Annotated in this window: 22 protein-coding genes; 9 read left to right on the forward strand and 13 right to left on the reverse strand. The window is 55.5% G+C overall.

Annotated elements, in window-relative coordinates:
* The gene (yicI, locus tag OGY07_RS11030; protein ID WP_286600546.1) at positions 1–2319 is read left to right on the forward strand and encodes an alpha-xylosidase; all 2319 of its coding nucleotides are present in this window, start codon (positions 1–3) and stop codon (positions 2317–2319) included.
* A gap of 48 nt (positions 2320–2367) precedes the next feature.
* On the opposite strand, the gene OGY07_RS11035 is transcribed toward yicI, so the two are convergent.
* Together OGY07_RS11035 and xanP are read right to left on the reverse strand one after the other, a co-directional pair.
* Positions 2368–4056 (reverse strand): AsmA family protein, encoded by a 1689-nt coding sequence (locus tag OGY07_RS11035; RefSeq protein ID WP_286600548.1) that lies wholly within the window; start codon positions 4054–4056, stop codon positions 2368–2370.
* A gap of 120 nt (positions 4057–4176) precedes the next feature.
* On the reverse strand, positions 4177–5568 hold the full coding sequence (xanP, locus tag OGY07_RS11040; RefSeq protein WP_199957426.1) for a xanthine/proton symporter XanP: 1392 nt from the start codon (positions 5566–5568) through the stop codon (positions 4177–4179).
* A 220-nt stretch (positions 5569–5788) separates the two neighbouring features.
* Here xanP and gltS point away from each other — a divergent pair, with 220 nt between their 5' ends.
* Positions 5789–6994, forward strand: coding sequence for a sodium/glutamate symporter (gene gltS / locus OGY07_RS11045; protein WP_060570289.1), 1206 nt, complete (start codon positions 5789–5791; stop codon positions 6992–6994).
* A gap of 40 nt (positions 6995–7034) precedes the next feature.
* Here gltS and recG read toward each other — a convergent pair whose 3' ends face one another.
* The 5 genes from recG to gmk are packed head-to-tail and all read right to left on the reverse strand — an operon-like array spanning position 7035 to position 12905.
* A complete protein-coding gene (gene recG, locus OGY07_RS11050; RefSeq protein WP_060570288.1) occupies positions 7035–9116 on the reverse strand; it encodes an ATP-dependent DNA helicase RecG in 2082 nt (693 codons plus the stop codon).
* Between the two features lie 5 nt (positions 9117–9121).
* Positions 9122–9811: a tRNA (guanosine(18)-2'-O)-methyltransferase TrmH gene (gene trmH, locus OGY07_RS11055; RefSeq protein WP_286600554.1), complete on the reverse strand. Its 690-nt coding sequence runs from the start codon at positions 9809–9811 to the stop codon at positions 9122–9124.
* 4 nt (positions 9812–9815) lie between these two features.
* On the reverse strand, positions 9816–11933 hold the full coding sequence (gene spoT / locus OGY07_RS11060) for a bifunctional GTP diphosphokinase/guanosine-3',5'-bis pyrophosphate 3'-pyrophosphohydrolase (RefSeq protein WP_042287072.1): 2118 nt from the start codon (positions 11931–11933) through the stop codon (positions 9816–9818).
* Positions 11934–11951: 18 nt separating this feature from the next.
* Positions 11952–12227: a DNA-directed RNA polymerase subunit omega gene (rpoZ, locus tag OGY07_RS11065; protein WP_000135058.1), complete on the reverse strand. Its 276-nt coding sequence runs from the start codon at positions 12225–12227 to the stop codon at positions 11952–11954.
* Between the two features lie 54 nt (positions 12228–12281).
* Positions 12282–12905 (reverse strand): guanylate kinase, encoded by a 624-nt coding sequence (gene gmk / locus OGY07_RS11070; RefSeq protein ID WP_042287070.1) that lies wholly within the window; start codon positions 12903–12905, stop codon positions 12282–12284.
* 255 nt (positions 12906–13160) lie between these two features.
* On the opposite strand from gmk, the gene ligB reads away from it, so the two are divergent.
* Positions 13161–14846: an NAD-dependent DNA ligase LigB gene (ligB, locus tag OGY07_RS11075; protein WP_286600559.1), complete on the forward strand. Its 1686-nt coding sequence runs from the start codon at positions 13161–13163 to the stop codon at positions 14844–14846.
* Here the strand turns inward: ligB and OGY07_RS11080 are convergent.
* Together OGY07_RS11080 and OGY07_RS11085 are read right to left on the reverse strand one after the other, a co-directional pair.
* Entirely contained in the window at positions 14840–15457 is a 618-nt protein-coding gene (locus tag OGY07_RS11080) for a trimeric intracellular cation channel family protein (RefSeq protein WP_042287064.1), read from the reverse strand. The genes ligB and OGY07_RS11080 overlap by 7 nt on opposite strands.
* Positions 15458–15708: 251 nt before the next feature.
* Positions 15709–16572 carry a YicC/YloC family endoribonuclease gene (locus OGY07_RS11085; RefSeq protein WP_042287061.1) on the reverse strand — a complete coding sequence of 288 codons (864 nt, stop codon included), beginning with the start codon at positions 16570–16572 and terminating at the stop codon, positions 15709–15711.
* Between the two features lie 125 nt (positions 16573–16697).
* Here OGY07_RS11085 and rph point away from each other — a divergent pair, with 125 nt between their 5' ends.
* Complete coding sequence (gene rph / locus OGY07_RS11090; RefSeq protein ID WP_042287059.1) at positions 16698–17414, forward strand: ribonuclease PH; 717 nt, start codon at positions 16698–16700, stop codon at positions 17412–17414.
* A gap of 89 nt (positions 17415–17503) precedes the next feature.
* Positions 17504–18145 (forward strand): orotate phosphoribosyltransferase, encoded by a 642-nt coding sequence (gene pyrE / locus OGY07_RS11095; RefSeq protein ID WP_042287057.1) that lies wholly within the window; start codon positions 17504–17506, stop codon positions 18143–18145.
* Positions 18146–18231: 86 nt separating this feature from the next.
* On the opposite strand, the gene slmA is transcribed toward pyrE, so the two are convergent.
* From slmA to coaBC, 3 genes are all read right to left on the reverse strand, one after another.
* On the reverse strand, positions 18232–18828 hold the full coding sequence (gene slmA / locus OGY07_RS11100) for a nucleoid occlusion factor SlmA (RefSeq protein ID WP_042287055.1): 597 nt from the start codon (positions 18826–18828) through the stop codon (positions 18232–18234).
* A 108-nt stretch (positions 18829–18936) separates the two neighbouring features.
* Positions 18937–19395: a dUTP diphosphatase gene (dut, locus tag OGY07_RS11105; RefSeq protein ID WP_060570270.1), complete on the reverse strand. Its 459-nt coding sequence runs from the start codon at positions 19393–19395 to the stop codon at positions 18937–18939.
* Positions 19373–20593 (reverse strand): bifunctional phosphopantothenoylcysteine decarboxylase/phosphopantothenate--cysteine ligase CoaBC, encoded by a 1221-nt coding sequence (gene coaBC / locus OGY07_RS11110; protein ID WP_181823223.1) that lies wholly within the window; start codon positions 20591–20593, stop codon positions 19373–19375. The genes dut and coaBC overlap by 23 nt, the downstream gene beginning before the upstream one ends.
* A gap of 172 nt (positions 20594–20765) precedes the next feature.
* Between coaBC and radC the strand changes: the two genes are divergently transcribed.
* The 4 genes from radC to mutM all read left to right on the forward strand — a co-directional run bounded on the left by radC (position 20766) and on the right by mutM (position 22983).
* On the forward strand, positions 20766–21431 hold the full coding sequence (gene radC / locus OGY07_RS11115) for a RadC family protein (protein ID WP_042287048.1): 666 nt from the start codon (positions 20766–20768) through the stop codon (positions 21429–21431).
* A 217-nt stretch (positions 21432–21648) separates the two neighbouring features.
* Complete coding sequence (rpmB, locus tag OGY07_RS11120) at positions 21649–21885, forward strand: 50S ribosomal protein L28 (RefSeq protein WP_003024071.1); 237 nt, start codon at positions 21649–21651, stop codon at positions 21883–21885.
* A gap of 22 nt (positions 21886–21907) precedes the next feature.
* A complete protein-coding gene (rpmG, locus tag OGY07_RS11125) occupies positions 21908–22075 on the forward strand; it encodes a 50S ribosomal protein L33 (RefSeq protein WP_001051798.1) in 168 nt (55 codons plus the stop codon).
* A 98-nt stretch (positions 22076–22173) separates the two neighbouring features.
* A complete protein-coding gene (gene mutM / locus OGY07_RS11130) occupies positions 22174–22983 on the forward strand; it encodes a bifunctional DNA-formamidopyrimidine glycosylase/DNA-(apurinic or apyrimidinic site) lyase (protein WP_042287044.1) in 810 nt (269 codons plus the stop codon).
* 40 nt (positions 22984–23023) lie between these two features.
* Here mutM and coaD read toward each other — a convergent pair whose 3' ends face one another.
* Positions 23024–23503: a pantetheine-phosphate adenylyltransferase gene (gene coaD / locus OGY07_RS11135; RefSeq protein WP_060570268.1), complete on the reverse strand. Its 480-nt coding sequence runs from the start codon at positions 23501–23503 to the stop codon at positions 23024–23026.
* Position 23504: the final 1 nt, after the last annotated feature.

A 23504-nucleotide genomic window follows, 5' to 3' on the forward strand; every position in this document is an offset into this window, starting at 1 on the left:
ATGAAAATTAGCGACGGTAACTGGCTGATCCAGCCTGGTCTTAACCTGATTCATCCCATCCAGGTCTTTGACGTCGAACAGCATGGCAATGAACTGGTGGTCTATGTCGCGCCGCGTGACGTTCGCGAACGTACATGGCAACTGGATACCCCCCTGTTTACCCTGCGCTTTTTCTCGCCGCAGCAAGGCATTGTGGGAGTGCGCATGGTGCATTTTCAGGGCGCGCTGGACAACGGCCCGCATTACCCCCTGAACGTGCTGGATGACGTGAAGGTTGAGATTGAAAATAACGATGAATACGCCGAGCTGAAAAGCGGCGATCTGAGCGTTCGCGTAACCAAAGGCGAATTCTGGTCGCTGGATTTCTTGCGCAACGGCGTGCGCATTACGGGCAGCCAGCTGAAAAATAACGGCTACGTGCAGGATACCCATACCCAGCGTAACTACATGTTCGAGCGTCTCGATCTCGGCGTGGGCGAGACGGTATACGGGCTGGGCGAGCGCTTTACTGCGTTGGTGCGCAACGGCCAGACGGTTGATACCTGGAACCGTGACGGCGGCACCAGTACCGAGCAGTCCTATAAAAACATTCCTTTTTACCTGACGAATCGCGGTTATGGCGTGCTGGTAAACCATCCGCAGAACGTGTCGTTTGAAATCGGCTCAGAGAAAGTGTCGAAAGTGCAGTTCAGCGTGGAAAGCGAGTATCTGGAATACTTCGTCATCGACGGGCCGACTCCGAAAGCGGTGCTGGACCGCTATACCCGGTTTACCGGGCGTCCGGCGCTGCCGCCAGCGTGGTCCTTCGGGCTGTGGCTGACCACCTCGTTCACCACCAACTACGATGAAGCCACGGTAAACAGCTTTATTGACGGCATGGCGGCGCGCAACCTGCCGCTGCACGTCTTCCATTTTGACTGCTTCTGGATGAAAGCCTTTCAGTGGTGCGATTTCGAATGGGATCCGGTAACGTTCCCGGACCCGGAAGGAATGATTCGTCGCCTGAAAGAGAAAGGGCTAAAAGTCTGCGTCTGGATCAACCCGTACATCGGGCAAAAATCGCCAATATTTAACGAGTTGAAAGAGAAAGGCTATTTGTTGAAGCGCCCGGATGGTTCCTTGTGGCAGTGGGATAAATGGCAGCCCGGGCTGGCGATTTATGACTTCACCAACCCGGAAACATGCCAGTGGTATGCCGACAAATTGAAGGGGCTGGTGGATATCGGCGTTGACTGTTTCAAAACTGACTTCGGCGAGCGCATTCCGACAGATGTTCAGTGGTTTGACGGCGCCGATCCGCAGAAAATGCACAACCATTACGCCTATCTCTACAACAAACTGGTGTGGAACGTGCTGAAAGAGACCGTGGGCGAAGAAGAGGCGGTGCTGTTTGCCCGTTCAGCCTCCGTCGGTGCGCAACAGTTTCCGGTGCACTGGGGCGGAGACTGCTACGCCAACTACGAATCGATGGCGGAGAGCCTGCGTGGCGGCTTGTCCATCGGTCTGTCCGGCTTTGGTTTCTGGAGCCACGACATTGGCGGCTTCGAAAACACCGCCCCGGCGCACGTTTACAAACGCTGGTGCGCGTTTGGGCTGCTTTCGAGCCACAGTCGCCTGCATGGCAGTAAATCTTACCGGGTGCCGTGGGCCTATGACGATGAGTCCTGCGATGTAGTCCGTTTCTTTACCGAACAGAAATGCCGCCTGATGCCGTATCTGTATCGTGAGGCAGCGCGGGCGAACGAACGCGGGACGCCGATGATGCGCGCAATGATGCTGGAATTCCCGGACGATCCGGCGTGTGATTATCTCGATCGCCAGTACATGCTCGGCGATTCGGTGCTGGTGGCGCCCGTGTTCAGCGAGGCGGGGGATGTTCAGTTTTATCTGCCGGAAGGCCGCTGGACGCATCTGTGGCGTAACGACGAAATTCAGGGGAACCGCTGGCATAAACAGCAGCACGATTTTCTCAGCCTGCCGGTTTATGTACGCGACAACACACTGTTAGCGCTGGGCAACAACAGTCAGAAGCCGGACTACCCATGGCATGAGGGCACTGCGTTCCAGTTATTCCACCTTGAGGATGGGCGTGAAGCGGCTTGCGAAGTGCCTGCGGCGGACGGTGCTGTGATGTTTACGCTTAAGGCGTTACGTCAGGGCAATGTTCTGACCATGACGGGCACAGGCAAAGCGCGGAACTGGTCCGTCTGCTTGCGCAACGTGCAGACGCTGAGCGGCGTGAAGGGCGGCTCACATGAGGGTAGCGAGTGGGGCGTAGTGGTGAAAGCAGAAGGGGATGAGATTGTTATCCACCTTTGAGTCGTAAGAGAAAGAACCCGATGGCGCCAACGCCGCCATCGGGCTTGTTTACTGGGCAGTCGTCGACACGACTCCGCCAGTCATGGTCTGCGTCACCTGTTGTTGCTCGGCGTTTACCGCATGCAACTGTCCGTTGACCGTGGGTTTCAGTGGCACGTCCGCCTGTATGCTGCCGCTGGCGGTTAGCTGAATATTTCCATCGCCAGCGAGGGGCAGCGCAGGCCATCCCCACTGCTGCAGCACGTTAACCGGTACGCCGCGTCCGGTCAGGCTAATTTGTGTCTGGCGCTGCGGAAGCTGCGATACGCTGGCAGTTGCCTCCAGCAATCCTTTTTCTGTGAATGCGCTCAGTTCGCTGATATTCACCGTACTGGCGTTGGCTGTCAGCGACAGTGACGGTCGGCGCACGTCTACCCGGTTGAAGGTTGCGGCCGCCGCATTCAGCGTTGCGTTTCCGCTCCAGACACCCCATTTGCGATCCTGTACCAGACCGAGGTTCGCGCCGTAGCCATCCAGCGCGGTCAACTGCCAGGGAAAGGTCGGGTCGATATCGATCAGCAAATTGCGGCTGGCGCTCAATTTTTTTAGCGTCAGGCTGTTCAGCCAGGCGGGTAGCGGTTTCATCCACTGCTTTTTCCAGTTTTCCGGCAGGGTGTACTCCACTCCAGCCAGCGCGGCGTCATCCAGCACCAGCGCTTTGCCGTCGCGCAGCCAGTTGCCCGACGTTCTGATCATCCCACCTTCCCAGCGGGAGGTGAACTGGCGCAGCGCAATGCCCTGCGGTGAAAACTCCGCGTTCAGGATAGGATCAAACAGGTGTAGCGAACCGAAGATGAATTCGCTGGCGTTCATCGACAGCTTACCTTCCTGACTTTGCCAGTCGTCCTTGCTGAAGGTCAGATTGCGCAGACTGAGATCAAGGTCGGTTACCGCCCAGTCCGGTCCTTGCAGGCGGGCGTCGGTCACTTCGAGACGGCCAATCTGCAAGGAAGGAACGGTTGTCAGCGGGGCAAAAAAGTCGCTGAGCGACTTATCGCTTTGTAGCCGGATATCGTTCAGGCGCAGATTTTCCACCATCCAACTGCCGTCGGCATTGCGCCTTGCCACTCCGGTTAATGCGCCGCGGGCCACGTCTGCGCCAATGTTGCTTAAGTTCACCTGCTCGTTATCGATGCTGCCTTCAATCAGGACGTTGGTGGCAGGAACGTCGTTCAGGGTCAGTGAACCCGCGCTCAGTTGAATTTGCGCTTTTCTGCCAAGGACGTGACCGGCTTCCGGCAACCACGGGATCACGCCGCCATTTACCCGCTGGGCGCTCAGATCCCATTCGCTGCCCGGGCTGTTAAACGCCATCCCCTGTAACTGCAGGCGATCGGCCTGGAAGGGGAAGGGCGCCGTCTGGAGCGAAATGTTCAGCGTGCCGTCTTTTAGCAAGATGGTGTCGACATGAAAGGGATCGGTGAGCTGGCGGCTGCTCAGGCCAATATCGACAGTTTTCGCCACCAGCGTGGCCGGTTGGCCGTCGCGACCAAAGGTAACGTTTTCCAGCAGAACATGCGTAGGCGAGGAAAAGCGATGATCCATCGCATCAAAGGCCAGACGATACTGACTGTTCTCTGATACCCAGGCGCTGACGTGCTCTGCTCCCCAACGGGTTTGCAGCAGAAAATAGAGGCCGAGAATCACCACCAGAAGGGCGATGAGCAAATAGAGAATCAGCTTTCCAATAAATTTCATGGTCTTCCATCCCGCGAATACATATAGCTGAGTTATGCACGATTTACGCGCGATCCTCAAGGCAGGAATCGTGAAAGAGTATTATAGCGACGGTGAATTGAACTCACCGTCGCATAAGGCTTACTGCTTTTCAGGCGGGAAAATCAGATTCAGAACGATAGCGGTAATCCCTCCGGCGGCGATGCCGGAAGAGAGCAGGTTTTTCACCCAGTCTGGCGCAAATTGCAGGATCAGCGGCTGCTGTGACACGCCAAGACCGACCGCCAGTGAGAGTGCGATGATCAGGATAGCGCGGCGGTTCAGCGGCTCGCGGGACACAATGCGCACGCCAGAAGCGGCGATGGTGCCGAACATCACCAGCGTTGCGCCACCCAGCACCGGCTCCGGAATATGCTGTACAAAACCGCTTACCGCCGGAAACAGACCGAGCAGGATCAGCATCAGCGCCACTACGAAACCAACGTAGCGGCTGGCAACGCCGGTCAGTTGAATCACGCCGTTATTCTGGCCGAAGCAGGAATTCGGGAACGTGTTAAAGACGGCAGAGACGAAGGAGTTCAGGCCGTTTGCCAGTACGCCGCCCTTCAGGCGCTTCATATACAGCGGGCCAGAGACCGGTTGTTCAGAAACGTCAGATGTGGCGGTGATGTCGCCGATAGTTTCCAGTGACGTGATCATAAAGACCAGCATCAGCGGCAGCAGCAGGCTCCAGTCGATACCCAGGCCATAGTACAGCGGCGTTGGCACCATGATCAGTTCCTGGGAGGCTGGCGCGGTGTTTTCCGGCAGCATCCCCATAAACCACGCCAGCGCGTAACCCGCCGCCATCGCGATAACCAGTGAGGCGACGCGCAGGTACGGGTTGCGTTGACGGTTAAGCAGAATAATCAGCAGCAGCACCACGCCTGCCAGCAGCAGGTTTTTCGGCGCGCCGAACGTATTGTCGCTCATGGCGGCATAACCACCGCCAATAGACGTCAGACCGACCTGAATCAGCGACAGGCCGATAATCATCACCACGACGCCTGAAACCAGCGGCGTAATGATGCGGCGCGCGAGGTGCAACACACGGGAAATTACCATTTCGGTGCAGCTTGCCAGCATTAGCGTACCAAACAGCGCGGCCATCATGGTTGGGACATCTGCGCCGCCGGTCTTCAGCGCGGTGCCGCCCATGATCAGCGGCGCCACGAAGTTAAAACTGGTTCCCTGAATCGATAACAATCCCGAACCGACCGGCCCCCACGCTTTAATCTGAATAATCGAGGCCACGCCGGAGGCGAACAGCGACATGCTGATGATGTGTTGCGTATCCTGTGCCGGTAACCCGAGCGCCTGACAGATAAGCAGTGCCGGGGTAATGACCGCAACAAACATCGCCAACAGGTGCTGGCAGGCGGCGAAAAGGGTTTGCGGTAGCGGCGGGCGATCTTCCAGACGATAAATCAGTTCACTGTTTTGATTATGCGCAACCGGTTGCGCACTTTCTGATTCAAGGGTGTTAACAGACATCAGAGGCAATCCCGTGGTGGAAAAGCGGGCATTTTAGCTGACCAGAAGGTAAAAGCAAACGATTGCCACTCGCTAATCCTAATATTTAAAACAACTAACCTCACCTTTTTATATAACTTTTACTGCCTTTCTGCTTAAAATCCATGCCGATTACTCATGAAGAGCAGAAATTTCAGGAAACCGTGCATGTACGAACCATGCACACAACAGGAGCTAGTCTATGTTTCATCTCGATACGTTATCGACACTTGTTGCCGCAACGCTAACGCTTCTACTGGGGCGCAAGCTGGTCCAGTCAGTCTCCTTTCTGAAGAAATACACCATTCCGGAACCCGTTGCCGGTGGCTTACTGGTCGCGCTGGCTTTGCTGGTGCTGAAAAAGAGCATGGGCTGGGAAGTTGACTTTGACATGACCTTGCGTGACCCGTTAATGCTGGCCTTTTTTGCCACCATTGGTCTAAACGCGAACATCGCCAGCCTGCGCAAAGGGGGCCGCGTCGTTGGTATCTTTTTGATCGTGGTGGTTGGTCTGCTGCTGATGCAAAACGCTATCGGCATCGGAATGGCAAGCCTGCTGGGACTGGACCCGTTAATGGGGCTGATTGCCGGGTCAATTACGCTGTCCGGCGGTCACGGCACCGGCGCGGCGTGGAGTAAGTTGTTTATTGAGCGCTACGGTTTTGCGAACGCCACGGAAGTGGCAATGGCCTGCGCGACCTTTGGTCTGGTGCTTGGCGGGCTGATCGGGGGGCCGGTTGCCCGTTATCTGGTGAAGCATTCCACCACGCCGGATGGTATCCCTGACGATCAGGAAGTGCCGACAGCGTTTGAAAAACCGGACGTTGGACGCATGATCACCTCGCTGGTGCTGATCGAAACCATCGCCCTCATCGCCATCTGTCTGACCGTGGGGAAAATTGTTGCCCAGTTGCTGGCGGGTACGGTGTTTGAACTGCCTACCTTTGTCTGCGTACTGTTTGTCGGCGTGATCGTCAGCAATGGTCTGGCGCTGCTGGGCTTTTACCGCGTCTTTGAACGTGCCGTGTCCGTTATGGGCAACGTCAGTCTGTCGCTGTTCCTGGCGATGGCGCTGATGAGTCTGAAGTTGTGGGAGCTGGCTTCGCTGGCGCTGCCGATGCTGGCTATTCTGGTGGTGCAGACGATCGCCATGGCGCTGTACGCTGTGTTCGTGACCTGGCGCATGATGGGTAAAAACTACGACGCGGCGGTGCTGGCGGCAGGACACTGTGGATTTGGCCTGGGCGCCACGCCGACGGCAATTGCCAATATGCAGGCAATTACCGACCGGTTTGGTCCGTCGCATATGGCATTTCTGGTGGTTCCAATGGTTGGCGCGTTCTTCATTGATATCGTCAACGCGCTGGTAATCAAACTGTATCTGCTGCTGCCGATTTTCGCGCAGTAAACCTGGGGGCGGCGTAACGCCGCCACGACATCGGGAACGGTCAGGCGTTGGAATAGCGCTCCGTTTCCGGCATCCAGCGTTCGATAAGCGCTTTTGCCTGCTGCGGATACCTTTCATGAATATGACGCGCAATGCGCTGAACTTCGGGAATAATGGCCTGATCGCGCAGTAAATCCGCTACTTTAAACTCGGCATTGCCCGTCTGGCGTGTGCCGAGCAATTCGCCGGGACCGCGAATTTCTAAGTCTTTTTGCGCAATCACGAAGCCATCGTTACTGTCGCGCAGCACCTGCAGTCGTTTCTGAGCCGTCTTCGATAGAGGAGACTTGTAAAGCAGTACGCAGTGAGAAGCAACCGCGCCGCGACCAACGCGCCCACGAAGCTGATGCAACTGCGCCAGCCCCAGACGCTCCGGGTTTTCGATGATCATCAGGCTGGCATTAGGGACATCCACACCCACTTCAATGACTGTCGTCGCAACCAGCAGATGCAGTTCACCTTGCTTAAACGCCGCCATCACAGCCTGCTTCTCCGCTGGTTTCATCCGGCCATGCACCAGGCCGACGTTCAGCTCCGGTAGGGCCAGCTTCAGCTCTTCCCACGTCGCTTCTGCGGCCTGCGCTTCCAGCAGGTCCGACTCTTCAATCAGCGTGCACACCCAGTAAGCCTGACGCCCTTCCTGTGTACAGGCGTTGCGCACCCGGTCGATAATGTCACTGCGCCGGGTGTCCGGAATGGCGACGGTGGTGACGGGCGTGCGTCCCGGCGGCAGTTCATCGATAACGGACGTGTCGAGATCCGCATAAGCGGTCATCGCGAGGGTGCGTGGGATCGGCGTGGCGGTCATGATTAGCTGGTGTGGATGGAAACCTTGCTGCTCGCCTTTTTCCCACAGCGCCAGACGCTGATGTACGCCAAAACGGTGCTGTTCGTCGATAATCACCAGGGCAAGACCGTTAAACTGCACCTGCTCCTGGAAAATAGCGTGTGTTCCCACCACCATTTGCACCTGTCCGCTGGCGATCGCCTCCTGCTGGGCCAGACGCGCCTTCCCTTTCTGCTTGCCGGCCAGCCAGCCCACTTCCACGCCAAGCGGCGCAAACCAGTTACGGAAGTTATTGGCATGTTGTTCTGCCAGCAGTTCGGTGGGCGCCATCAGCGCGACCTGCTTGCCGTGCGCAATCGCCCGCAGTGCGGCAAGCGCCGCCACCAGCGTTTTACCGGAGCCAACATCGCCCTGCACCAGACGCATCATCGGAACGTCCAGCGCCATATCTCGTTCGATTTCCGCGACAACGCGCGCCTGTGCGCCCGTGGGTTTAAACGGCAGCGACGCTAAAAGTTGGTTTTTGAGCGTGTCGTTGGCGCTCAGCGGTTGCGCATGGAAACGCTGCGCTCCGGCGCGAAGCGCCAGCATACTCAGATTATGCGCCAGTAATTCTTCAAGGATCAGTCGTCGCTGCGCCGGATGCTGACCGGTTTCCAGATCGCTCAGTAGTAGCGTCGGCGGCGGACGGTGGAGGGTACGCAATGCTTCCGGCAGGCTCATCATGCCCTGCGCGAGTTCCGGCGGCAGCAGTTCGGCAATGGCGCAGGTATCCAGCAGGTCTAACGCCTGGTCGGTCAGCTTGCGCAGCGTCGCCTGCTTGACGCCTTCAGTGGTCGGATAGACAGGGGTCAGGGTTTCCTGTAACTCAGGGGTGCTGAGATCGCCCTGGATACGGTATTCCGGATGAATCATCTCGGCACCGTATTTCCCGCGCTTCGCTTCGCCATAAGCCAGCACCCGACGTCCGCTGGCAAGGCTGTTTTTCATTGCTGCGCTGAAGTTGAAAAAGCGCAGGGTGAGAATGCCGGAGCCGTCGCTTATCTGGCATGTCATCATCCGGCGACCGCCAAAAGTGATGTTGCAGTTCAGCACTTCGCCTTCGACCGTGGCATAAATGCCCGGCAACAGTTCGCCGATGGGATAAAGATGGGTGCGATCTTCATAGCGCAGAGGGAGATGCAAAAGAAGATCCTGCACGGTGTGCAGGCCGATTTTTGCCAGTTTGCTGCTTTGCGCCGCGCCAACGCCCGTTAAGGAACTGAGCGGGACAGCGTCTAACAAGCGGCCCGACACGGGAATTACCCTGCGGCCTGCATGGTGGACCACCAGGAGGCATCCGCCTCGATCTCACCCTGCTGGTTCACCCGCGGGTAGGGCAAGCCTTTACGCCTGGCGACTTTCGCCAGCACCGGATAGCCGCCCTCAAACAGCAGACGCTGCTGTTCGTCCTTTGGCAGCATACTGTTTTCGCGCAGGTACATGCCCGCGTTCTGTCGTTGACGCTGGGCTTCGTAAAGAATCAGCGCGGAAGCGACGGAGACGTTCAGTGATTGCACCATGCCGATCATCGGAATAATAATATCCTGATCCGCAAGGGCTAATGCTTCCTGGGTAATACCGGTTTTTTCCTGCCCCATCAGGATGCAGGTGGGACGGGTATAATCAATGTCGCGAAAATCGACCGCTTTGTCAGACAGATGGGTCGCCAGAACCTGCATGCCCTGACCTTTCAGATGGTTGACCGCCTCGCCAATGGTGCGGTGCGTTTTTACCTGCACCCAACTGTTGCTACCCGCTGCCGCGGAGGCCATGGTGCGCATGCGGCTGCCCGGCCAGACGGCGTGGACTTCATGAACGCCAACAGCGTCTGCGGTACGAATGATCGCAGAAACGTTATGAGGTTTATGAACCTGCTCCATGCAGACGGTCAGATCAGGCTGCCGCCTGGCGAGCATTTCACGGATACGCGCATAACGTTGTTCATTCATAAAACTAGTTTCGGTTACGGGTGACTTTAATCACGTCCGGCATGACGCGGATTTTGCGCATGATATTCGCCAGATGCACGCGATCGCGCGCGGTAAGACGAATAAAGGCGCTGTAGACGCGACCATCTTTTTCTTCTGTATTCAGGCTTTGAATATTGGAGGTCGTGGTGTTAATTGCCGCCGTCAGGTTAGCCAGCGCGCCCTGATGGTTAAACATATCCACTTTGATCTCGGTGATAAATTCCTGCGCCGTCTCTTTGTCCCACTCAACGGCCATAAACTTCTCTGGCTCTTTCTGGTAGCCGCGGATGTTACGGCAGGACTCGTGGTGAATCACCAGGCCTTTACCGGGGCTGACGTGGGCGATGATCGGGTCGCCTGGGATCGGACGGCAGCATTTGGCGAAGGTAATCAGTACGCCGTCTGCGCCTTTGATCGGCAGATGTCCGTGGCCCGTTGCGGCAGGCTGCGCCGTCGTGGTAGACGCCTCACCCTGCTGCAGGTTTTTCGCCACCACCACGCTCATGGCGTTACCGAGGCCGATTTCCGCCAGCAGGTCGTCAAGCGTGGCCAGTTTCATACGTTCAAGCTCGCGCTGGATATTCTCCTGCGGAATTTCAGCCAGTTTACGGCTACCGCCCAGGGCATGGTTGAGCAGGCGGCGTCCGAGGCTAACGGAATCGTCACGTTTAAGGTTTTTCAGCAGTTGACGAATCTTGGCGCGGGCTTTTGAACTGACAACGAAGTTAAGCCACGCGGCATTGGGACGAGCGCCCGGCGCGGTAATGATCTCCACCGTCTGACCGCTGGTAAGCGGCTGTGACAGCGGGTAAGGCTGTCTGTCGACGCGAGCGCCCACGCAGGCGTGACCGATGTCGGTGTGCACGGCGTAAGCGAAGTCGACCGGGGTGGCACCGGCTGGCAGTTCGACAATGCGGCCTTCCGGGGTGAAAACGTAAATCTCATCCGGGAAAAGATCGGATTTAACGCTTTCAATAAACTCAAAGGAGCTGCCTGCGCTTTGCTGTAGCTCAAGCAGACTCTGCATCCAGCGCTGAGCGCGGATTTGCGCGGTGGTGCTGGTCTCGCCATGCTCTTTATAAGCCCAGTGCGCCGCAACCCCCATCTCCGCCATCTGATCCATATCTTCAGTGCGAATTTGCACCTCAACAGGAACGCCGTGTGGGCCGATCATTGAGGTATGCAGCGACTGATAGCCGTTCGCTTTCGGAATGGCGATATAGTCCTTCACGCGGCCAGGACGCGGCTTGTAAAGGCTGTGCATCTGGCCGAGCACGCGGTAGCAAGTGTCGGCGTCATGAACGATGACGCGGAAGGCGTAAATGTCCATGATCGAATGAAAACGCTGCTCTTTAAGCACCATTTTGCAGTAGATGGAATAGAGATGCTTCTCGCGTCCACTGACGCGACAGGGAATCCCTGCTTCCTGTAGCCGTCCTTCAATTTCAGAGAGGATTTTCTGGATCATCTCTTTACGGTTGCCGCGAGCGGCTTTGACGACTTCTTTAATTACCCGATAGCGGTTGGGATACAGCGCCTCAAAACCCAGCTCTTCCAGCTCGGTTTTAATGTGATGGATACCTAAACGGTGTGCCAGCGGGCTGTAAATTTCAAGCGTTTCGCGGGCGATGCGGCGACGTTTATCCGGGCGCAAAGAACCCAGTGTGCGCATGTTATGGGTACGGTCAGCAAGTTTGATGAGAATGACGCGGATATCCTGCACCATCGCCATAATCATCTTGCGAAAGTTTTCGGCCTGCGCCTCTTTCTTGTCGCGGAACTTAAGCTTATCTAGCTTCGATACCCCTTCGACCAGTTCAGCAACGCTTTTACCAAATAGCTGCTCCATGTCCTGGTAGGTGGCGGGGGTATCTTCAATCACGTCATGCAACAGCGCGGCCATCAGCGTTTCATAGTCGAGCTTCATCTCGGCCAGAATGCAGGCTACGGCAACAGGGTGCGTGATGTAAGGTTCACCGCTTGAACGTGTCTGGCCCTCGTGAGCGTCACGTGCAACGAGATACGCCTGCCGAAGACGTTTGATTTGGTCTTCAGGCAGGTAGGTTTGAATCAGCTGATTCAGGCTTTCAAACAGATACAAGGGCGACCCGCTTTGTGATTAACGACGACCTTCAGCAATCGCGGTAACGGCTTGTAATTCAGCGGCTTCCTGCTCTTGCTGTTCCTGGCGCTCACGTACGTCGAGGATCTGGTTGTTGATCAGACCTTCTTCGATTTCGCGCAGTGCGATTACGGTAGTTTTATCGTTTTCTTCCGGTACGAGCGGATCCTTTCCGCCTACCTGCATCTGACGAGCGCGACGCGCGGCGACCAGTACCAGGTCAAAACGGTTACCAATTTTCTCTACAGCGTCCTGAACAGTTACGCGTGCCATACTTAAAATGCTCCACAGGTGAAGAAATGACTGGGCATAATACTGAAAGTGGGTTCAGTCTGCCAACAGTTTGCTGATTAAAGCGTCATGGCGCTGCTTTTGGCGGCTCATGCGCAGACGTTCGGCGCGAATGATGGTTTTCAGATCGCCCAGCGCGGTGTCGAAATCATCATTCACAATAAGATAATCATATTCGGCGTAATGGCTCATTTCTGCAACAGCCTGCGCCATCCGTTTTGCGATAACGTCTTCGCTATCCTGACCACGACCACGTAGACGGCGGTCCAGTTCGATTTTGGAGGGCGGCAAAATGAAGATACTCCGCGCATGCGGCATTTTCTGCCGAATTTGCTGAGCGCCCTGCCAGTCGATATCCAGAAAAACATCCACGCCCGTTGCGAGAACTTGCTCAATCGCCTCGCGCGAAGTGCCGTAGTAATTACCGAACACTTCGGCGTGCTCAAGGAAGGCATCCTGACCGATCATGGTTCTGAACTCATCGTGGTTGACGAAGAAATAGTGTTCGCCGTGAACCTCACCCGGGCGCGGCGCGCGCGTGGTGTGAGAAACAGAAACCTGGGTGTCGTACAACGGTTGGGTTTTCAATAAAGCCTGAATCAGACTGGATTTACCCGCGCCACTGGGGGCAGAAACAATATAAAGCGTGCCTTGAGCCATGAGTATCTTACGTATGTGATTATCAAATTGAACCTACATACGGGCTTATTATACACGTCACCGCAACGCGACGTAGCTTTTGTCACACTTTTTGCGCCAGATTGTTGCGTTTTGCGAGCCTGTTTCCTGATTTAACCGACATTCTCTGCAACAACCGCGAATGTCTGGAAGCCCGTGCGCAAAAGAATATATTGCCGCTCGGCTTTACCTGTGTGACGCGCTATACCTGCTCGCCAACAGATACGGGAGGCGGTAATGAAAAGAGGGATAGCGATCATAGTAGGGCTGCTGTGGTGTTCGCAGGTCTGGGGGTTATGCCCGACGTGGTCGGCGGCCAGAGCTCAGGACGAGTTATCCCGTTTACAACAACAGATTTCACGTTGGGACGACGCCTACTGGAAGGAGGGGAAAAGCAACGTAGAGGACGGCGTTTACGATCAGTTGCGTGCCCGACTGGCTCAGTGGCAGCGCTGCGTTGGCGAAGACGTATTGCCCGGCGACTTGCCGCCCGCTATTGGCGGCGCTGCCTCCCATCCGGTTGCCCATACCGGTGTTAAAAAGCTGACGGATAAGCGCGCGGTGCGACATTGGATGCGTGAGCGCGGCGATCTGTGGGTGCAACCAAAAGTGGATGGCGTAGCGATTACCCTGGTGTATCGGGAGGGCGCGTTAACCCAGGCGATCAGCCGTGGCGATGGCCTGAAAGGCGAAGACTGGACCGCAAAAGCGCAGCGAATATCAGCCATTCCCCAGACCGTGACGGGGGCGCTGGCAAACAGCGTTCTGCAGGGTGAAATCTTTTTGCCCCGGGAGGGGCATATACAGAAAAAAATGGGGGGCATGAATGCACGTTCAAAGGTGGCTGGCCTGTTGATGCGCAAGGATAACGCCAGCGCATTACGTTCGCTGGGCGTTTTCATCTGGGCCTGGCCCGACGGACCTGATCGCATGGCTGTAAAACTCAGGCAACTGAGCGCTGCGGGCTTTACGTTGACGGAAAAGTATACTCTGTTAGTGAAAAGCGCTGAAGACGTTGAGCGTGCCCGCACGCGGTGGTGGACGTCAGGCTTGCCTTTTGTGACCGATGGTGTCGTTGTCCGGACTGGCGACGAGCCAGCATCGCGCGACTGGTTGCCGGGGCAGGGAAACTGGCTGGCGGCCTGGAAATATCCGCCAGTGGCCCAGGTGGCGGAAGTCACGGCGATCCATTTCACGGTCGGTAAGAGCGGAAAAGTTGCAGTAGTGGCGATGCTCGCTCCCGTCATGCTGGATGATAAACGGGTGCAGCGGGTGAATCTCGGTTCGATCAGGCGCTGGCAAGAGTGGGATATCGCGCCGGGCGATCATATTCTTGTCAGCCTTGCCGGACAAGGGATCCCGCGCATTGATAAGGTGGTCTGGCGCGTTAGCGATCGGACAAAACCCGCGCCGCCGGAAAATCGCTATAACTCGTTGACCTGTTTCTATGCCACCGCTGAATGCCAGGAGCAGTTTCTCTCCCGGTTGGTCTGGATTGGCTCGCGTGGCGCGTTAGGGATAGAGGGGATAGGTGAGTCGGGTTGGCGAGCGCTTCATCAACATCATCATTTTGCGCATATCTTTTCGTGGCTTGCTCTGACGCCTGAGCAAATCAAGAACACGCCTGGGTTAGCGCAGGCCAAAGGCGAGCAGCTTTGGCATCAGTTCAACCTCGTCCGCAAACAGCCGTTTACCCGCTGGCTAATGGCGATGGGAATACCACTGACGCAGACCGCGTTAAATGCCAGTGGGGCGCGTTCATGGCAGCAGATGGTCTCGAACAGCGCACACTACTGGCAGCAACTTCCCGCAACAGGCGCACGCCGTGCTGCATGGGTTATCCAGTGGCTCGCTCACGCAGAAATAAAAGCGCTCAGCCAGTGGCTGGGGAGTCAGCGTATTGATGGCTTTAGCGCTCAGTGACCCTCATGGCGATAATAAAATACCGGCAAACCCAGCTTAAGACGGAGCGCCAGCAAACGTGCGACAAAACCGAACATTAGCGTTGAGATCACAACAACGTCATGGCTGGAGACATAGTGCTGCAAGATAATGTAAAGCACGGCGGAGGCGAAGGAGACGCCAGCGTACAGTTCTTTCTGAAAGACAAGCGGAATGCGTTTGCAGAACATATCGCGTAATACGCCGCCGAAAACGCCCGTTGTCACGGCAGCAACGACGGCAATTATGGGGCCGTGCCCCATATCCAGCGCGACCTGGGCGCCAATTATTGAAAAGACGACCAGCCCTAAAGCGTCTAACACCAGAAAGAGTTTGCGCAGGTAAGGCATCACCGGTGCCACAATGGTGGTCAGAACAGCGGCGGTGGCGACGATGATGACGTATTCGGGATGTTTCACCCAACCGAGAGGATAGTGACCAAGCAGAATATCGCGAACGGAACCGCCACCGATGGCTGTCGCGGTAGCAATAATAATGACGCCAAAAGTATCCATACGGCGACGACCCGCGGCCAGCGCGCCCGTCATGGCCTCAGCGGTGATTCCTATCAGGTACAGAATATGTAACAGCATGGCTCTCCCTCATCTTTAGCGCGGTAGAGAGTAGCGATTTGTGCGGTATATCACGATTGAGATTTTCTAACGCAATGGCTTTTTAATAAATTTCGCTTATGCGACTATGCCACTCAACCCATCTTACATAGGGTATTCGATAAAAAGAGGTTGTTATAATGATGAGAAAATATAATGCCTGGGAGGCAGATAAGTTGATATTCAGGGAAACGTAACGCCGCCCGAACGCAGCGGGCGACGTTTGATGGCATTTACTCGATATTCTGGATCTGCTCGCGCATTTGCTCGATCAACACTTTCAGTTCGATGGCGGAGTTAGTGACGTCGGCATTGATAGATTTTGACGCCAGCGTATTCGATTCACGGTTGAATTCCTGCATCATGAAGTCCAGACGGCGGCCCACCGCCTCTTTTTTCTTCAGGATGTTGTAGGTTTCTTTGACGTGAGCTTCCAGGCGATCCAGTTCTTCCGCCACATCAATACGCTGGGCCATCATCACCAGCTCCTGTTCCAGACGGTTATTTTCCAGCTGCACCTGAGCGTCTTCCAGTTTGGCGACCAGACGTTCACGTTGCCATTGCAGGATTTCCGGCATATGGGCGCGAACTTTTACCACTTCGGCGCTGACGCCCTCCAGACGCTGTTCGATGAGCGCTTTCAGTGCTTGCCCTTCTGTTTCGCGGGCAATAATGAAGTCGTCCAGCGCGCCGTCCAGCGCGGTCAGGATTTCAGCGGCAATGGCATCGAGATCCTGCTCCTGAGCTGCCATAACGCCGGGCCAGCGCAGGATATCAACCGGATTGATTTCCCCTTCATCGCTCTGCATTTTGACCCAGTTGGCCGCGTTCACCAGCTGTTTGGCGAGTTTCTCATTGAGAATAAGTTCGCCCTGCGCGCTGGCGTCGGGCTCAAAACGTAGCGTGCATTCGATTTTCCCACGCGTCAGGCGCGTACGGATACGTTCGCGAACAACAGGCTCAAGGCTACGGAACTGCTCCGGCAGACGAAAGTAAGTTTCCAGATAACGCTGGTTTACCGAGCGCATTTCCCAGGTCGCGCTACCCCATTCACCCTTGATTTCACGCCGGGCGTAGGCGGTCATACTGCGGATCATAGACGTTCCTGTTTTTAAAGGAGAGATGGGACGATTATAGCCATCCCGGCCTTGTCAGGATAGGAATAAGAGCGGGAAGTCCGTATAATGCGCAGCCACATTCGTTTCAAGCCGGAGATTTCAATATGCGTCCAGCAGGCCGTAGCGCTAATCAGGTGCGTCCCGTAACCCTGACCCGTAACTATACAAAACATGCTGAAGGCTCGGTGCTGGTCGAATTTGGCGATACTAAAGTGCTGTGCACCGCCTCGATTGAAGAAGGCGTCCCGCGCTTTCTGAAAGGGCAGGGCCAGGGCTGGATCACGGCGGAATATGGCATGTTGCCGCGCGCGACCCATACCCGTAACGCACGTGAAGCGGCGAAAGGTAAGCAGGGTGGGCGCACGATGGAAATCCAGCGTCTTATCGCCCGCGCGCTGCGCGCTGCGGTGGATCTCAAAACGCTGGGCGAATTTACCATCACGCTGGACTGCGACGTGATCCAGGCCGACGGCGGTACGCGTACGGCATCCATTACTGGTGCCTGCGTTGCGCTGGCCGATGCGCTGAATAAGCTGGTGGCAAGCGGTAAGCTAAAAACCAATCCAATGAAAGGCATGGTGGCGGCTGTGTCCGTCGGGATCGTCAACGGCGAAGCGCTTTGCGATCTGGAGTACGTCGAAGACTCCGCTGCAGAAACAGACATGAATGTTGTGATGACCGAAGACGGGCGCATCATTGAAGTACAGGGCACGGCAGAAGGCGAGCCGTTTAGCCATGAAGAACTGCTCACCCTGTTGGCGTTGGCCCGGGGGGGAATCGAATCCATTGTCGCGACGCAGAAGGCGGCGTTGGCAAATTGATTTTAAGGCGACCAGTGAGTCGCCTTTTTTTTGTCTGCGGTTTTCGAAACAGATTTCGTAAATGATGAAAGTGAAAGAGGAGCGAATCCATGAAACCATATCAGCGCCAGTTTATTGAATTTGCGCTTAACAAACAGGTACTCAAGTTTGGCGAATTTACGCTGAAATCCGGGCGCAAAAGCCCCTATTTCTTCAACGCCGGGCTGTTTAATACCGGGCGCGATCTGGCACTGTTAGGCCGTTTTTATGCCGAAGCGTTAGTGGATTCCGGAATTGAATTCGATCTGCTCTTTGGTCCTGCTTACAAAGGCATCCCGATTGCGACAACCACCGCGGTCGCGCTGGCTGAGCACCATGACAAAGATCTGCCGTACTGTTTTAACCGCAAAGAAGCGAAAGATCACGGCGAGGGCGGTAGCCTGGTCGGTAGCCCGCTGCAGGGGCGCGTTATGCTGGTCGATGATGTGATCACTGCCGGTACCGCGATACGCGAGTCGATGGAGATTATCCAGGCCAACGGCGCGACGCTGGCAGGCGTGCTGATCTCTCTGGATCGTCAGGAACGGGGTCGCGGTGAAATCTCCGCCATTCAGGAGGTTGAACGCGACTACGGCTGTCAGGTGATTTCTATCATCACCCTGCAAGACCTGATTGCCTATCTTGAAGAGAAGCCGGAAATGGCTGGTCATCTGGCGGCGGTGCGGGCGTATCGCGAAGCGTATGGTGTGTAATTTACGGACCCGGTAGCGTTGCGCTTACCGGAGCTGTGTTATTTCTTTGTAAGCCGGATAAGGCGAAACCGCCATCCGGCTTTTTGTTATTGCAACTGCGCAGCGAGCAACGGCCAGCGGGCGTCGAAATCATCCGTAGGACGGTATTTGAATTCGCTACGCACAAAACGTGAAAGCATGCCTTCACAGAAGGCCAATATCTGGCTTGCCAGCAGCGTTTCGTCCGTAACGTATCCTTCGCCTTCGCGCATACGCTTTTCGCGCAGCACTTGACGTAGCTGCGCCTCTATACGCTCAAACAGTTGATTAATGCGACCCTGCAAACGGTCCTGTTCAAACATCAGCGCATGGCCGGTCAGGATACGCGTCAGCCCAGGGTTACGTTCACCGAATCCCAGAATCAGCAACACAATCAGACGCAAACGGGTGCTGGTGTCTTTTTCATCTTTCAGTATCAGGTTGATACGCGTGATCAGGCTGTCTTCGATAAACTCTATCAGGCTATCGAACATGCGAGTCTTGCTGGGAAAGTGACGATACAACGCCGCTTCGGACACGCCGACAGAAGCCGCCAGTTTTGCCGTGGTGATGCGTTGGCTTCCATCGCTGGATTCCAGCATCAGCGCCAGAGACTGAAGTATTTCTTCGCGACGGTTCCTTTTCGCAGTTTGTTTTTCTGCCATGTTACAAAATACCCCTGAAAATAAGCACTTGCCAGGCGAGCATCCACACTATGACCGCAAACCCGGCGTTTGCGGTGATGTTATGACGTTATTGGGATGCGTAATGCCTTACTTACGACCGGAATGGCCGAAACCGCCCTCACCACGATCGGTGGCGTCAAAATCTTCTACCAGATTAAATTCAGCCTGCACAACCGGCACGAAAACCATCTGCGCAATACGTTCGCCTGGCTCAATGGTGAAGCTGTCCTGCCCACGGTTCCAGACAGAAACCATCAACTGCCCCTGATAGTCGGAATCGATCAGGCCCACCAGGTTGCCCAATACGATACCATGCTTATGGCCCAGGCCAGAACGCGGCAGAATAACGGCAGCCAGAGACGGATCGGCGATATGAATAGCCAGGCCGGTTGGCAGCAGGGTGGTTGCGCCCGGCGCCAGTTCTACGGCGTCATCGAGACAGGCTCGCAGGTCAAGTCCGGCAGAACCGGAGGTGGCATAGGTCGGCAGCGGGAATTGCTTGCCAACACGCGGGTCCAGAATCTTAACGTCGATTTTTTTCATCATAACGGGTCACGATCTCGTCGAGTAATAATTGGCCCAGGAGTGCTTTGCGCTCAAGCGGTAAGACTTTATCTCCATCCTGCCAGAAAAGGTGTAACGCATTGCTGTCGCTATTAAATCCTTGATTAGAAAGCGAAACGTCGTTAGCGCAGATCAGATCAAGGTTTTTACGGATACGCTTTTGCCGGGCGTATTCTTCCACATTATTTGTTTCCGCGGCAAACCCAACGACAAAGGGGCGAGAATCTTTCAGCGCGGCGACCCCGGCGATAATGTCAGGGTTTTTGACCATTTTTACTGTTAATTCATCACCCTGCGTGGCCTGTTTTTTTATTTTTTCACTGGCGACGGCGGCGGCCCGATAGTCTGCCACCGCCGCACAGCCGATAAAAATATGCTGTTGCTTAACGGCGGACTGGACCGCAGCTTCCATCTCCAGTGCGGTCATGACGTCTACACGCTGTACAAAAGGCGGCGTGGGTAATGACACCGGACCGGAAACCAGCGTGACGTTTGCGCCACGGCGAGCGGCAGCGGCGGCGATAGCAAAGCCCATCTTACCGGAGCTGTGATTGGAAATATAACGCACCGGATCGAGCGGCTCGCGCGTCGGGCCCGCGGTAATCATGATGTTAAGATGTTGCAGGTCGTTGACAGGCGAAAAATGCGCCGCGGCCATATCAACGATAGTCAGGGGATCCAACATCCGCCCCGGACCGACATCGCCGCACGCCTGGCTACCGCTATCCGGTCCCCAGATTATCAGGCCGCGAGAGGCGAGCACCGCCAGATTATGCTGTGTGGCGGCAGCGCGGTACATTTGCTGGTTCATCGCCGGTAACACGGCAACGGGCGCCGGTGTCGCCAGACAAATCGTGGAAACCAGATCGTTGGCCATCCCCGCGGCAACCCGTGCGATGAGATCCGCCGTGGCGGGGGCAAGAATCACTAAATCAGCCCATTTTCCCAGCTCAATATGACCCATTGCGGCTTCCGCTGCGGGATCAAGCAGGCTGTCCGAAACAGGATACCCGGAAACCGCCTGTAGGCTCAGTGGGGTGATAAAGGCTTTTGCCGCTTCGGTCATTGCCACACGGACATCAGCGCCGCGTTCGCGCAGGCGACGCACCAGTTCAGGGGTTTTGTAGGCGGCTATGCCGCCGCTGACGCCGAGAACGATCTTTTTACCGGCCAGGCTCATCATGATATTTCCTGTTGGGTGACACCAGAAGGCGGACATTTTATCACAATCCTTAAACTGCCGTGTGCTCGCTCATGAATCACTTTGCGAGGCGCTACGCAGGCGTGAAAACTCACCGTCGAATCCCCAAAAGCGCTATGCCAACATGCCCGCTGGCAGAGGGGAGAGAAAAATGGAAACCGTTGAGTGCAGATGGCCGAGGGAAAAATTGTTGGCGCAGGGGGTTGAGACGCTCACGGATGCCGAGCTGCTGGCGCTCTTTTTACGTACGGGAACGCAGGGGAAAGATGTTTTTACGTTGGCGAAAGAGATCCTCAACCATTTTGGGTCTTTGTATGGTTTGCTGACTGCCGACTACGCCCAGTTCGTTAAGGTCACAGGGATTGGCGTGGCAAAGTATGCGCAGTTGAAGGGAATTGCGGAGCTGGCGCGGCGCTTTTATGACGTTCGGCTTAAAGAAGAAAATCCGTTACTGAGTCCGGAAATGACGCGAGCGTTTCTGCGCAGCCAGTTCGCCGGCGAAGAACGTGAGGTGTTTATGGCGATTTTCCTTGACGCTCAGCACAAGGTTATTAAACATAGCCGCCTTTTCTCGGGGACGCTGAGCCATGTTGAGGTGCATCCACGTGAAATTGTTCGGCAGGCGATCAAAATTAACGCTTCAGCGGTGATCCTTGCCCATAATCACCCGTCGGGGTGTGCAGAGCCGAGCAAAGCGGATAAACTCATCACCGAGCGTGTGGTAAAATGCTGCCAGTTCATGGACATCCGTGTGCTTGATCATCTTGTTATGGGGCGCGGCGAGTACGTTTCTTTTGCGGAACGCGGTTGGATTTGACCGACTTTGCGCGATCCATCGGGATCTTTGTCTGTTCGGGACTTGAGCACATCGCTGACTCAGCGTATACTACGCCACCTTTGAGAATCTCGGGTTTGGCATTTGGGCCTGGCAATCGAGAGTTCAATAGAACTATGCGATGACCGGGCTGTAAAGCCTGACGAGGCGCCGATACCCCATACGAAGCTCGAGCTAATTTGATTTTTGGAGAATAGACATGTCCCGAGTCTGCCAAGTTACTGGCAAGCGTCCGGTGACCGGTAACAACCGTTCCCACGCACTGAACGCGACTAAACGCCGCTTCCTGCCTAACCTGCACTCTCACCGTTTCTGGGTTGAGAGCGAAAAGCGTTTTGTCACCCTGCGTGTATCTGCTAAAGGTATGCGTGTAATTGATAAGAAAGGCATCGAAACAGTTCTGTCCGAACTGCGTGCCCGTGGCGAAAAGTACTAAGTACTTAAAGAGGAAATAAATCATGGCTAAAGGTATTCGTGAGAAGATCAAGCTGGTTTCTTCTGCTGGTACTGGTCACTTCTATACCACTACGAAGAACAAACGTACTAAGCCGGAAAAACTGGAGCTGAAAAAATTCGATCCAGTTGTTCGTCAGCACGTGATCTACAAAGAAGCGAAAATTAAATAATTCTCGCTTTGCTGTAACGAAAAACCTCGCTCAGGCGGGGTTTTTTGTTTTCTGGCTGTCCCCATATAAGTGAGAACGGAAACACAACCGGAGACGCTATGCCTGAATTACCTGAAGTCGAAACCAGCCGCCGCGGTATTGAGCCGCATCTGGTCGGGGCCAAAATTCTGCATGCTCATGTGCGTAATGGCCGTCTGCGTTGGCCAGTCTCTGAAGAGATCTATCGTCTGAGCGACCAGCCGGTGCTCAGCGTTCAGCGCCGTGCCAAATATCTTCTGCTGGAGCTTCCTGACGGATGGATCATTATCCATCTGGGAATGTCGGGCAGCTTGCGTATCCTTCCTGAAGAGCTTCCTGCTGAAAAGCATGATCACGTCGACTTAGTGATGAGCAATGGTAAAGTTCTGCGCTACACCGATCCTCGTCGTTTTGGCGCCTGGCTGTGGACGAAGGTGCTGGAAGGGCATAACGTGCTGGCGCATCTGGGGCCTGAACCGCTCAGCGACGATTTCAACGGCGAGTATTTGCATCAGAAGTGCGTGAAAAAGAAAACGGCGATTAAACCCTGGCTGATGGACAACAAGCTGGTGGTGGGCGTCGGGAATATTTACGCCAGTGAGTCTCTGTTTGCCGCAGGCATTCATCCTGACCGCCTGGCATCGTCGTTGTCTGAAGCGGACTGTGAACTGTTGGTGCGGGTGATTAAGGCCGTTTTACTGCGATCCATCGAGCAGGGTGGGACGACGCTAAAAGATTTTCTGCAAAGTGATGGCAAGCCGGGCTATTTTGCTCAGGAACTGCAGGTGTATGGCCGTAAGGGCGAGCCGTGTAGAGTGTGCGGTACGCCGATTATCGCGACGAAACACGCCCAGCGGGCGACGTTTTACTGTCGCCGCTGTCAGAAGTAAAACGTAAAGAGATGGCCGGATGACATCCGGCATTAGCCGTTTAGTTAAGCTTATCCATTAACGCTTGATGGATATTGTCTGGCAGGAAGTGGGTGACATCGCCCGCATGGCGCGCGACCTCTTTAACCAGCGACGAAGAAATAAAAGACCACTCCTTCGACGGCATTAAAAACACGCTTTCCAGCTCTGGCATCAGATGACGGTTCATGTGCGCCAGCTGCATCTCATATTCAAAATCCGCCACGGCGCGGAGTCCGCGAATCAGGATAGTCGCCTGCTGTTCGCGGGCAAAATTCGCCATCAAATCACTGAACCCCCGCACCTCGACGTTGGGCAAGTGCGCAGTAGCCTGGCGCGCGAGGGCGACGCGCTCGTCCAGCGAAAACAGGGGTTTTTTACTGGGGCTGGCAGCAATCGCCAGAATGATGTGGTCAAACATCTGCGTGGCGCGCGTGATGATATCGATATGGCCGTTGGTCAGCGGATCAAACGTGCCCGGATAGATTGCCCGTTTTTGCATA

The organism is Citrobacter sp. Cs237, assembly GCF_030332325.1.
Lineage (GTDB): Bacteria > Pseudomonadota > Gammaproteobacteria > Enterobacterales > Enterobacteriaceae > Citrobacter_A > Citrobacter_A sedlakii.

Excerpts from the sequence above, each read along its gene's own strand:
- OGY07_RS11085 (WP_042287061.1), bottom strand. The coding sequence starts at position 16,572 with ATGATCCGCAGTATGACCGCCTACGCCCGGCGTGAAATCAAGGGTGAA.
- coaD (WP_060570268.1), bottom strand. The coding sequence starts at position 23,503 with ATGCAAAAACGGGCAATCTATCCGGGCACGTTTGATCCGCTGACCAAC.
- dut (WP_060570270.1), bottom strand. The coding sequence starts at position 19,395 with ATGATGAAAAAAATCGACGTTAAGATTCTGGACCCGCGTGTTGGCAAG.
- rph (WP_042287059.1), top strand. The coding sequence starts at position 16,698 with ATGCGTCCAGCAGGCCGTAGCGCTAATCAGGTGCGTCCCGTAACCCTG.
- gltS (WP_060570289.1), top strand. The coding sequence starts at position 5,789 with ATGTTTCATCTCGATACGTTATCGACACTTGTTGCCGCAACGCTAACG.
- OGY07_RS11080 (WP_042287064.1), bottom strand. The coding sequence starts at position 15,457 with ATGCTGTTACATATTCTGTACCTGATAGGAATCACCGCTGAGGCCATG.
- mutM (WP_042287044.1), top strand. The coding sequence starts at position 22,174 with ATGCCTGAATTACCTGAAGTCGAAACCAGCCGCCGCGGTATTGAGCCG.
- rpoZ (WP_000135058.1), bottom strand. The coding sequence starts at position 12,227 with ATGGCACGCGTAACTGTTCAGGACGCTGTAGAGAAAATTGGTAACCGT.
- trmH (WP_286600554.1), bottom strand. The coding sequence starts at position 9,811 with ATGAATGAACAACGTTATGCGCGTATCCGTGAAATGCTCGCCAGGCGG.
- rpmB (WP_003024071.1), top strand. The coding sequence starts at position 21,649 with ATGTCCCGAGTCTGCCAAGTTACTGGCAAGCGTCCGGTGACCGGTAAC.
- coaBC (WP_181823223.1), bottom strand. The coding sequence starts at position 20,593 with ATGAGCCTGGCCGGTAAAAAGATCGTTCTCGGCGTCAGCGGCGGCATA.
- ligB (WP_286600559.1), top strand. The coding sequence starts at position 13,161 with ATGAAAAGAGGGATAGCGATCATAGTAGGGCTGCTGTGGTGTTCGCAG.
- xanP (WP_199957426.1), bottom strand. The coding sequence starts at position 5,568 with ATGTCTGTTAACACCCTTGAATCAGAAAGTGCGCAACCGGTTGCGCAT.
- gmk (WP_042287070.1), bottom strand. The coding sequence starts at position 12,905 with ATGGCTCAAGGCACGCTTTATATTGTTTCTGCCCCCAGTGGCGCGGGT.
- slmA (WP_042287055.1), bottom strand. The coding sequence starts at position 18,828 with ATGGCAGAAAAACAAACTGCGAAAAGGAACCGTCGCGAAGAAATACTT.
- radC (WP_042287048.1), top strand. The coding sequence starts at position 20,766 with ATGGAAACCGTTGAGTGCAGATGGCCGAGGGAAAAATTGTTGGCGCAG.
- OGY07_RS11035 (WP_286600548.1), bottom strand. The coding sequence starts at position 4,056 with ATGAAATTTATTGGAAAGCTGATTCTCTATTTGCTCATCGCCCTTCTG.
- rpmG (WP_001051798.1), top strand. The coding sequence starts at position 21,908 with ATGGCTAAAGGTATTCGTGAGAAGATCAAGCTGGTTTCTTCTGCTGGT.
- pyrE (WP_042287057.1), top strand. The coding sequence starts at position 17,504 with ATGAAACCATATCAGCGCCAGTTTATTGAATTTGCGCTTAACAAACAG.
- yicI (WP_286600546.1), top strand. The coding sequence starts at position 1 with ATGAAAATTAGCGACGGTAACTGGCTGATCCAGCCTGGTCTTAACCTG.